The organism is Bacteroidales bacterium (assembly GCA_021648725.1).
Classification (GTDB): Bacteria; Bacteroidota; Bacteroidia; order Bacteroidales; family JAADGE01; genus JAADGE01.
Map to the genome: position 1 here is coordinate 23,350 of JAKISF010000035.1, position 9,662 is coordinate 33,011.

The following is a 9,662-nucleotide window of genomic DNA, read 5'->3' on the forward strand; positions in this document are numbered from 1 at the left end:
ACTTTTGTGTTTTCAAGAAAAGTATTTGTTATATGGGAATTATTGCCAAACAATCAATAAGGGGTTCAATTTATACTTACGGCGGAGCTTTAATCGGTTTTGTAAATACAGGCTTATTGATGCCGAAATTTTTTTCAACGGAACAAGTTGGTTTGGTAAATATTTTAATAGCTCTAACATTAATGTTTTCGCAATTTTCAACTTTAGGTTTTGCAAGTGTTAATACTCGTATTTTTCCTTATTTCAGAAATAAAGAAAACAAACATAACGGTATTTTTTCGTTAGGAGCAATTGTTACGCTTTCAGGCGTTATTTTGTCTCTGATTTTTATTTTTGTTTTTAAGTCGGAAATTCTTCAAAGTAATGCCGAGAAATCGAAACTATTAGAAGATAACCTTTTTTATTTGCCGGTATTAATTTTTTTCACTGCATATTTTTTGTTTTTTGATTCTTACGCTAAAGCTGTTTATGATGCCGTAACCGGTACTTTTTTGAGAGATTTTTTTGTGAAAATTTCTAATTTGGGAATAATCATTCTTTACATATTTGACATAATCAGTTTTGACGTTTTTGTTTTTTTATATGTATTGGTATTTGTAATTCCGGCAATTATTATTGTTGTTATTTTATTTTTACGAAAAGATTTTTCATTTAGGTTCATTAACTTGAAACTATTTAAAAAATATAAACGAGAAATATTTAAAGTCAGTGTATTCGGGATAATATCAGGTTTTAGCGGTATTGCAATATTGAATATTGATAAATATATGGTTAATGCTTATTTGGGTTTGAGTGCTGCGGGGATATATTCTATCGCATTCTTTTTTGGGATGTTGGTTATTATTCCGGCAAAATCATTAAGAAAAATTTCGTCTATTGTTTTAGCAGATGCTTGGAAAAATAATGATATTGATATTATAAAATCAATATATAAGAAAAGCACAATAAACCAAATGATTATAGGAGCAATATTAAGTGTCGGAATTATTATTAATCTTGACAATATATTTTTAATTATACCCGACTATGTTTCAGGAAGATATGTGATAATATTTATTGTAATCGGATACTTTTTTGAAATGACTTCGGGCGTAAGTTCTATGGTTATTTTAAGCTCAAAACATTATAAAATATTTTCTTATATGATGTTGATAACTCTTTTTAATACTGTTGTTTTTAATATTATTTTTATTCCGATGTTTCAAATAACCGGTGCAGGAATTGCATCTGCATCAGCAATTATTATTTTTTTATTGATGAGGTATTTTTTTATTTTAAAGAAATTTAAATTACAGCCGTATTCGTATAAACACATATTGATATTGCTTATTTCGGGCTTCGTTTTTTTATTGAATTTGCTAATTCCGGAAAACAAAATGTATATTCTTGATATTATTATCAGAAGCAGTATAGTGTCTGTTGTATTTATTTTGCTGATTTATTTGTCAAAAGTTTCTGATGAAGCAAATAAATATGCCGATAAAGGTTTTAATTATCTTAAAAATAAACTAAGAAGATAGGAGTGTTTCAATAATTTCTTCCGACAAACTTGTTTTAAATAAACGAATATTTTTTTTAATTTCTGAAATATCTTTATCCCACCATTTTATTTCTGACAACTTATCAATCGTTTCTTTATTAAAACGAAATTTAATATGTTTTGCAGGAACACCGGCAACTATTTCATAGTCATTAACATTTTTTGTGACTACTGCACCCGCACCTATTATTGCACCGTTACCAATTGTAATGCCGGGCATAATTATTACGCCGGCACCTATCCACACATCATTTTTAATAATTACTTTTTTGTAGAAAGTTTCCCTTTTATCAACAAAACCGTAAGAGGGTAAATATGGGAAAGCATGCATTGTAAGTCTGTTGTACGGATGCTCAACAGCATTTATGGTAACGTCCCATGAAATTGAGCAAAACGAACCTATTTCTGTATTAATTATTTTCGTATTTCTGCCTATTGAAGTGTATTTTTTTATTTTTGAGTTGCTTACGGAAGCATTTTTTGCAAAAGATACTTTTTCCTCAACTTGAATATTATTCAGAGTTGTTCCGTTTGCAATGTTTGTATCCCAAAAGACAGTATTTTTTTTTAGATATTTATTTATCAAATAGTTTTTTGCTTTTGACAGTCCTAATTTCGGTATCATAATATTTATAATCTTTTTAAATTATTTAGAAATTTTTTCATTTCCTCGTATTTGTTTTTTATAAATATAGTATTACTTTCTGATATTGAAAAAATGTTATCCTCAAACTTCTCTAAATATTTTTCAAAACCCGATTCAAAACTTTTGCTGTAGGCATAAAGCTCAGGCAAATTAAAGGTTTTAGACATTCCTAAGCCTCTTCCGTCTTCGCTTAATAATATTGAAGGTAAGCCGTTTGCCAGAAAAAACAAATGAGCATGAACTCTGTAGCCTATGTGAAGGTCTGCGTTTTTATAGAATTTTAATTTTTCTAAATCATAAGACACATCTTTTATTGAACATCCTTTTAGTTTGGCAAAACTTGACATTAACAAATATGCGGATGAATCCCTTAATCCTGTAAATTTGTCGGGTAAAATACCTCTGTGAAAAGAAACAATTATTTCGGCATTTTTATACCTTCTTTTTAATAATTTAAGTATTCTGTTTGTTTGACCTGTGAGCTTTCTGTTTGCCGGTGTTGTAAAAACTATTTTTTTAATTTCTGTTGTTTTTTTTGTTTCTAAAGTATCAAGTTCTCTAAACCATACGGGACAACCGGTCATTACGGAGTTCTCATATCCGTTTTGGTTTAGAATTTTATTTGTAAGAACATCTCGGCAGCTTATTTTTCCGAAACTTTTGTTTATATAGTTTAAAAGTATTTTAGAATTTTCGGAGAATTTAAATTTTTCGTGATTCAGTGCCGGTTTGCCGCTCCAACCGACACCTAAAGTTGTGACAGGAACTTTTAACTTGTTTAAACTATCAACAATAGGATATATTTGCGGATACATATTTTCTCCGAATCCGGGACCTCCGCATATAATAATTGCTTTTGAGCTGTTAAGTAAATCAATTTTGCTTGAATGGTTTTCCCAACGATTTAATTCTATAATATTGTCGGAAATATGCTTTTTGATTAACTTTTTAGCACTGTCAAAAATCAGATAATCTCCTATATTTTTTATTGCTCCCGAAAGAAGGATATATGGCTTATTCATAAAACTCTTTTATTATTATTTCATCACAGAGAATGTTTTTTGTTGCTTTTTTTCCGATTACGTCATTAATATATTTAGGACTGATACCTGTACCCGGTCTTTTCCATGTTATGTCATCCTTTTCGATAATTTTTCCTTGCGGAATTGTTTTTGCAGCGACTAAACTTCTTCGAGCATTTAATCTGGATATTTCTTCACTCGGAAGATAATCAATTTCTGTTTTCCCTATTAATTTTAATTTAGAATCAATTTTTTTGTAAAATTTTTTCAAATCATCTTTATCCATCGCATGATAATGGTCGTTTCCGGGTAACGTTTTGTCAAAAGTGAAATGTTTTTCAATGATTTTTGCTCCTAAAAGGAAGGCGGTTTCTAAAATAGTCATATCACCGGGAAGTGTATGGTCGGAATATCCGACTAACAAATTCGGGAACTCTTTTTTTAATCCTTGAATCATTCCTAAGTTTGCGTTTTCATCTTTTGTAGGGTAATTTAAAACGCAATGTAAGAGTGAAAGTTTATTTTTGTATTTTCCTATCCAATTAACGGCATCTTTAATTTCGGAAAGGTTTGAGGCTCCGGTTGAAAGAATAACAGGTTTGTTAAATTTGCATATATATTCAATAAAAGGTTTGTTTGTAATATCTGAAGAAGATATTTTAAAAGCATCCATTAAATCGTTTAAAAAGTTTGCAGACTCTGTGTCAAAAGGAGTACTTAAAAATTCAATATCTGTTTTATCGCAGTATGTTTTTAATTCTTCGTATTCTTTTTTCCAAAATGAGTCATATTTTTTAAATAAGTCGTATTGCGATTTTGTTTTTTCTTTTGTTGTGTCCCAATAAGACGGTGATTGTTTTGATGCAATTAAATGTGCTTTATATGTTTGAAATTTTATTGCATCTGCTCCGCCTTCTTTAGCTTCGTCTATTAAACGCTTGGCTAAACTGATTTTTCCTTCGTGGTTTACACCGGCTTCTGCAATCACAAATGGTTTTGGTATGTTGTTGTGTAATTTGAAAAAGTCTTTAATCTTCATAAATTACTAAGTTAATCAGTTATAAAATTTGATATTATTTTTAATGTTCTTTTTCTGCCTTTTTTTAGATCTTTTTTCAACATTCTTGAACTTAATGTTTTTCTTTCTGTAAAGTTATTTATAAGGTCTTTAAAGGTTTTAAATATCTCATTGTCTGAGATTTTATATGCTTCGCCGAGATTAATAAACCCGTTTTCTTTATTTGCAAATAAATGGGTTGTTTCTCTTTTGTTTTGGCATAAAATAATGCTCGGAGTTCCGATTGTTGCAATTTCATAAACAGTTCTTCCTGCCGAAGAAAAAATTATATCTGCTTTTGCCATATATGTTGAAATATTTGACACATTCTTTTTTAGATTTATTTGGTTGAATTTTTTTAGAGTTGAGCAGTTTGTGTAACCTAATCCGGCAATTACATCAATTTTTATGTTATTTGAAATACAAAAATCATAAATAATATTTAAAATTCTTAAAGTGTAATTGTTTGGGTCTGTTCCGCCGAAAGATATTAATATTGTTTCTGCATTTTCCTTAATCTTTGTCGTTTCGGACAAAATGAATTCATCTCTTGCAATAAAATATTTATGCCCGGAGTAATAATTTTTTTCGGTTTTTTTCTTTTCGGGATACAATGCATTTATAACAATATCTGCGTACTCAGAACCTTTGCCGCAATCTTCGAAATTAATAATTTTGCTGCAAATTGATTTTAATTTTTGCATGTATTCAATGTCGGTATCAAGTATGTCATTAATAATTATATTGGGTTTCAACATTGCAATATCATCTGTTATTTTCTCACTTTTTTGAATATGAACATTATAGTTTAAAGATTTTATTTTTTCAAAACCGGCTTTGCTTTTTTTGTCCGTCAGAAAAATTAATTCATGGTTTAGTATGTCATTTGCAATAATTACGGTTCTGTAAATATGCCCTAATCCTATTTCTTTGTAGCCCGATGTTACGAAAAGGATTTTTTTTCTTCTTAAATAGTATTCGCACAAACTCCAGTCCTCATAAGTGTCAATGTCAATATCTTCACCATTTTTCAATAAATATAATTCTACATTTTGCCCAATTCTGTCTGTTTTTGTAATTATTTCGGAGTTAGTAATAAAAAACCCTCCTGTTTCTTTGTAAATCGGTTTTAAAAATTGGCGGTTTAATCGTTCTTTATAATTAGGAATGAATTTTCCGTTTTCTTTTTTCCAACTTAAATGGGTGTCGTCTTTTGCCGAGATTACCGAATCAAGCTCCGGGTTTTTTATTAACATTCGAACAGCATTATCAAGGCTTTCTGTTTTTAGCAGAGGGGATGTCGGCTGAAGGGTAATTATTACACTAAACTTTTTATTGTAAATCTTTTCTGCTTTAATATATGTGTCATAAATTACGGAGTCAAGAGTAATTTCATCGGTTGCAAGCTTTGGGTTGCGTTTAATTGTATCTGCTCCTATTTTTTTTGCTAAATCTAATATTTCACGATCTTCACTTGAAACAACTACCGTCGGATTGTAAACAGAGTTGAGAGCAGTTTTAACAGAGTAGTAAATTAATGGTTTGCCGTTAAGATATCTTAAGTTTTTTCTCGGAATGCCTTTTGAACCTCCTCTTGCAGGAATTATTATAAGTATATTGTTATTATTACTCATTATTCAAGTTTAACTTTTCAAAGGCATCAATATATGAATCCGGTGTTATATTATATATTTTTATTTTATTCTTTTTTGCAAATTTACCAATAATAAAATAGCCTTTTAATGATATTACAAATTTCTCTAATATTTCGTGTAATTTTCTTTCTCCTTTTCCCATTTTATCCATTGTTCGAGGCTTTGCTGTTTTTTCATCGTAAAAGTGTTTTTGTGTAAGTAAAACTTTATTTTCACGGGTTACATATATGTTTTTTATCCAATTGTGGTCTGCTCCGGCTATAAATATTGTTGAAAATTTAAACATGATTGAAATAATCAATGAAGGGATTAAAACATTGTGGGGTCTGGGAATTCCGAAACCTTTTGCAAAGCAATAAAAACAGAATTTGTTAAATCCTTCAATTCCCGTCGGGTTGAAATAAAATATTGAAATGTTTGAATTTTTTTTCAATTCATCCATTCGAGATTTATTTTTTTTAACACTATGCAGAATAAATAGTTTTATATTCCAGTTTGTGTTTTTACTTATTGCTTCAAATAACTTTTTCCCTTTGTTTTTATGATAAACTTCAACATCCTCTTTCCACATTTCCGGGGCACTTAAAATATATATTTCCGGTTTTAAATTGCTGTATAATTCAGTTTCTGCAAAATGATTTACTGCTATTAAAGTCTTGTTTTTTATGAAATTAGGGTTTGTTTCAACAGTTGATTTTAAAGAAGGACCGTTTCCCAGAATAATGCAACTGTCAGAGCCTAATTTGTTTTTAGGAAATTTACTTACTTTTGATAAAAGAACAATTTTAATAATTGAAACTAACGTTTTGTTAAGATTATTTAAAAATTGCTGTATTGTTGTAATTATGTACATTTTAAACTGCAAATTAGACTCTGTGATTTTTTTATAGATTTGCGTAATTTTTTTTTGAAAAATAGCCGATAACAGTTTGCCAAATTATTATTACAGCATATTTTCCTTTCGGATATTCACCCTTTAAGGTAAAAATAACAAAAAGTACTAATGAACCGCTAAGTTTATAAAAATATTCCAGAGATTTATTTAGTCTGTCTTTAAAAGGTTTATTTTTTAATCGCAACTTTTCACTTGCCCCGATTGTTCTGCTTACCTTACGAATGTGTTCCGGAGTTGTTCTGAATTCTTCAATAAAGTGTTCAACAAATACATTCGGAGCGTATAGAATTTTAATATTATTTTCTTTCAACTTTAAGAAAACAAACTTATCATCACCACGATATACTAAATCTGTATTAAACCCTCCGATATTTGCTATTTCTTTTTTTCTGAAAGCCATATTACATCCGGTAGGAAATTTTCTTGTAAACTCTTTTTCGGTGTCTCCATAGTCAACTTTAGATACTATCCCAAAAATATATTTACTCATCCAAACCGGTTCCGTCCCATTTTCGTAAACAGGAATTACTTTGCCTCCGAGAGCTCCGTAATCGGGATTATTGTCAAAAGCTTTTATTAGATTTTCAATATAATCTTTTCTTGCAACGGCATCATCGTCAATATATGAAATAATTTCTGCATTAGAAACTTCAATGCCTTTATTACGGGCAAAAGATAATCCCTGTTTTGTTTCCCGCACAAATTTCAAATTAAATTTAGGATTTTTTTTAATAAAATTACAACAAATTTCTTTTGTATTATCCGTAGAATTATTGTCAACAACAATAACCTCAAACAGCTTATTGTCAGCAGTTTGGCTGTTTAGTGCTGTTAGCCCTTTATAAACATAGCTTGCTCTGTTATAGGCACATATAACCACCGATAATTTAATTGTCATTTCTTATTTTCTTCAAGACAGGCTTTATATTCTTTGGTATATTCTTTTAGGCACTCTTCCCAGTTTCTCATTGAGTTAATTTTTCTGGAATCTAATTTTAAGTTAATAAGCTTTTCAGAATACGGACGAGGGGCAAAATATTCTTTTGCAAAGAAATCTGAACTTACTTTTGTAACTTTAATTTGATTTTGTATTCCGAGATATTCAACAAAAAGTTTTGCAACATCTAATCTTGAGCAGGAGCCTTGACATACTTGATTATATAAACCATAATAACCTGTCTGTATTGTATTGTAAATTCCTTGTGCAAAATTCACGGTGTAAGTCGGTGTTCCGAGTTTATCATCAACAACAAACAGTTCTTTGCTGCCGTTAATAATTTGCTTAAAAATTTTATTAATAAATTTCTTGTCTTTTTTTAAACCTCCGCCCATCATCCAACCGGCTCTAAAAATGTAATGATGTTTAACTGTTTGCTGCACAAATACTTCTCCATGGTATTTTGATTTAGCATAAATGCTGAGAGGCTCGGGTTTGTCAAAGTCATTGAAATATTCTTGTTCTCCTCCGAATATTCCGGCAGTGCTTATGTAAACGAATTCTGCATTATATTTATTAGACAAGACAGCAATATTTTCAGTTCCCAGTGCATTAGTCAGCCATGAATTTTCTTTATTTGTTTCGCAATATTCTAAATCAGTTAATGCTGCTAAATGTAACACAATATCAGGGTTAAACTCGGCAAACACATTTTCACATTCTTGAATATCTCTTACGTCCATATATGATAACCAGTTTTCGTTCAAGTCAATATCTGTTGCCAAAACATTTGAGTATTTTGAGTTAAATTCATTGTAAACTGCTTTTCCCAGCATTCCGCCACATCCGGTAATAAGTATTTTTTTATTTATCATATTTTTTAATCAAAGATATTGTGTGCTGTTATTTTAACTGATTTTAAAAATTATTCAGAAACCGTCGGTTGTTCTTTATTTCGTCCTTTTAATAACAAAAAGATACTCCCGGCTATAACCAAAAAGAAAATTATTGACCCTACAAGTGAAACAGTATTTCCTATTTGCCACATTTTGGGTTCAAATTTGAATTTAATTATATGTTCGCCGGCAGGAATTTTCATTGCTCGCAATACATAGTTTGCTCTCATGTGCGGAGTAAACTTGTCATCAATATATGCATTCCAACCTTTTGCATAATATATTTCTGAAAAAACGGCTAATTGGTCTGTATTTGCTTTTGATTTATATAATAGTTGATTTGGAGCATAGCTTGTTAAAACGATTGTTGCAGCCGTATCTTTTTTGAATTTAAAAAATTGGTCACTAAATCTTTTATCAATAATTGCTGTTCGTTCAGGATTAAACCTTGTAATTGCTTTTATTTCTTCATCTGCATTTTCAACTTCTTTTATCTCATTAACAAACCAAGCATTCCCAAGCCTGAATCTGTTTGTCATCGGCAGCATATCGGGATTTAGAATGAAATACTTTGTATTCAGCATATTTAATACTGACAGTTTCATTAATTCAATTTGAACTTGTTTTTCATTTGAACTGTTATTTATTGCATTAATCAGTATGTTTATTTCGTTGCCGATACCGTAATCAATCAGTTCTTGATACCGTTTCATTTTAACACCGCTGTATCCTCCTATTGATTTATGAAAGTATGATGTACTCGCATCATTAAAAGTATTTACAGTTAAATTCAGAACTCTGTAATCTAAATCGTTATCCTTTAAAATGAATTTGTCTGCAATGGATTCAGAAAAAGGGTTTTTTGAAATTCTGGTACTTACAAAATCATCTGTATTTAAATATCGTTTATCAACAATCCATAAATCTGCCAGAATTAATAAGCCTATGGCAGCAATAAAGCCTGTTTCTTTTAGTTTTTCATCGTTAAGGACAAAGCCTTTAATTAAATATTCT

General features: G+C 29.8%; 8 protein-coding genes and 1 pseudogene. 1 reads left to right on the forward strand and 8 read right to left on the reverse strand.

From position 1 onward, the window contains the following. Positions 1-32 precede the first annotated feature (32 nt). Positions 33-1,520 carry a polysaccharide biosynthesis C-terminal domain-containing protein gene (locus L3J35_11605; protein ID MCF6366837.1) on the forward strand — a complete coding sequence of 496 codons (1,488 nt, stop codon included), beginning with the start codon at positions 33-35 and terminating at the stop codon, positions 1,518-1,520. Here the strand turns inward: L3J35_11605 and L3J35_11610 are convergent. The 8 genes and pseudogenes from L3J35_11610 to L3J35_11645 all read right to left on the reverse strand — a co-directional run. Further along, a pseudogene (locus L3J35_11610) lies at positions 1,509-1,787 on the reverse strand (CatB-related O-acetyltransferase). The gene L3J35_11605 and the pseudogene L3J35_11610 overlap by 12 nt on opposite strands. Positions 1,788-2,170: 383 nt before the next feature. Beyond that, positions 2,171-3,208, reverse strand: coding sequence for a polysaccharide pyruvyl transferase family protein (locus L3J35_11615; protein MCF6366838.1), 1,038 nt, complete (start codon positions 3,206-3,208; stop codon positions 2,171-2,173). Further along, the gene (locus L3J35_11620) at positions 3,201-4,247 is read right to left on the reverse strand and encodes an N-acetylneuraminate synthase family protein (GenBank protein ID MCF6366839.1); all 1,047 of its coding nucleotides are present in this window, start codon (positions 4,245-4,247) and stop codon (positions 3,201-3,203) included. Before L3J35_11620 ends, L3J35_11615 begins: the two co-directional genes overlap by 8 nt. 11 nt (positions 4,248-4,258) lie before the next feature. After that, a complete protein-coding gene (locus L3J35_11625) occupies positions 4,259-5,899 on the reverse strand; it encodes a hypothetical protein (GenBank protein MCF6366840.1) in 1,641 nt (546 codons plus the stop codon). Continuing rightward, positions 5,892-6,773 (reverse strand): hypothetical protein, encoded by an 882-nt coding sequence (locus L3J35_11630; protein ID MCF6366841.1) that lies wholly within the window; start codon positions 6,771-6,773, stop codon positions 5,892-5,894. The genes L3J35_11625 and L3J35_11630 overlap by 8 nt, the downstream gene beginning before the upstream one ends. A 31-nt stretch (positions 6,774-6,804) precedes the next feature. Continuing rightward, positions 6,805-7,713 (reverse strand): glycosyltransferase, encoded by a 909-nt coding sequence (locus tag L3J35_11635; protein MCF6366842.1) that lies wholly within the window; start codon positions 7,711-7,713, stop codon positions 6,805-6,807. Next, positions 7,710-8,627: an SDR family oxidoreductase gene (locus L3J35_11640; protein ID MCF6366843.1), complete on the reverse strand. Its 918-nt coding sequence runs from the start codon at positions 8,625-8,627 to the stop codon at positions 7,710-7,712. Before L3J35_11640 ends, L3J35_11635 begins: the two co-directional genes overlap by 4 nt. A 50-nt stretch (positions 8,628-8,677) precedes the next feature. Next, the coding region (locus L3J35_11645) for a YfhO family protein (protein ID MCF6366844.1) at positions 8,678-9,662 on the reverse strand (985 nt) is incomplete at its 5' end.

What these genes read in the sequence shown, in the direction of transcription:
- L3J35_11605 (MCF6366837.1), top strand. Translation starts at nt 33, where the DNA reads ATGGGAATTATTGCCAAACAATCAATAAGGGGTTCAATTTATACTTAC.
- L3J35_11615 (MCF6366838.1), bottom strand. Translation starts at nt 3,208, where the DNA reads ATGAATAAGCCATATATCCTTCTTTCGGGAGCAATAAAAAATATAGGA.
- L3J35_11620 (MCF6366839.1), bottom strand. Translation starts at nt 4,247, where the DNA reads ATGAAGATTAAAGACTTTTTCAAATTACACAACAACATACCAAAACCA.
- L3J35_11625 (MCF6366840.1), bottom strand. Translation starts at nt 5,899, where the DNA reads ATGAGTAATAATAACAATATACTTATAATAATTCCTGCAAGAGGAGGT.
- L3J35_11630 (MCF6366841.1), bottom strand. Translation starts at nt 6,773, where the DNA reads ATGTACATAATTACAACAATACAGCAATTTTTAAATAATCTTAACAAA.
- L3J35_11635 (MCF6366842.1), bottom strand. Translation starts at nt 7,713, where the DNA reads ATGACAATTAAATTATCGGTGGTTATATGTGCCTATAACAGAGCAAGC.
- L3J35_11640 (MCF6366843.1), bottom strand. Translation starts at nt 8,627, where the DNA reads ATGATAAATAAAAAAATACTTATTACCGGATGTGGCGGAATGCTGGGA.